Raw genomic sequence first — 902 nt, 5'->3', positions numbered from 1 at the left:
AACCGTTAGGCAACATATGAAAAAACTCATTCTGACATTAATAATTTTAACTTCTTTAAGTGTTTCTGCCCAAAAAAGGACAAAAATATTTTTTGAAGATATTGTTGAATGTTTTTATTCAAATAAAGCAACTGAATCTATTTCTATTTACAATAATCCGAATGAAAACAAAATTGCGGAATTAAGTGCGTTAACCAAATCTCATTGCTGGTATAAATTTGCAATATCTGAATCAAAAGACAATTGGCTGAAAATAGAAAATATAATTGTATTGCCTGCTTGTGAAGATAATGAGTTAAATAGTGACATTGGAAAATATAAAGGTAAGTGGATTAAAGCAGAAAATCTGAAAGTCAATATTGGTCATTCTGGAGAAACAAAAGTAGATTGTTTAAAAGATAAAACTGACAAAGGATTCGTCGAAAGTGGATATCGATTTTATTCGGAACCAACCACAAACTCTGAAATTGCATTTTGCGTGAAAGGGTATGTAGAATCTGAATTAATAGCTGTAAATGGAACTTGGGCAAAACTGAAAATAAAATACGACGGAAAATTATATATCGGTTGGATACAAAAGAATTATCAATGTGCTTATCCTTGGACAACTTGTCCTGTATATGAATAAAATACGTTGCCTAACAAAGTATAAAATTAATGGCTGGTTCTAGCCTACTTGGAAAATTCCTGCGGAATTTTCCGCTGGCAAGTTTCTATTTATTAAATTAGTGCTTAAACGCGCCACTAATATTATACGTAACCGTTAGGCACAAGCTAAACCATACGATGAACAATAGAATTTCCAAAATACCGAATAACGTTCAAGACAGAAGTTCTGTTGCTTGGAGAAATCTATGTGAATATATTGACCAAGTTGCTGAAAACGGAACCGATGAGTTTGT

1 protein-coding gene is annotated in these 902 nt (G+C 31.9%); it reads left to right on the top strand.

The window, feature by feature from the left end; translation table 11 throughout:
* Nucleotides 1-628 (top strand): hypothetical protein (locus ACH5TW_RS00140; RefSeq protein WP_439334445.1); only part of this gene is annotated, 628 nt, incomplete at its 5' end.
* Nucleotides 629-902 lie beyond the last annotated feature (274 nt).

Origin of the sequence: Thalassobellus sediminis, assembly GCF_044386045.1 — a bacterium.
In the GTDB taxonomy this organism is placed as follows: Bacteria; Bacteroidota; Bacteroidia; order Flavobacteriales; family Flavobacteriaceae; genus Thalassobellus; species Thalassobellus sediminis.
This window is presented reverse-complemented; position numbering and strand designations above follow the sequence as displayed.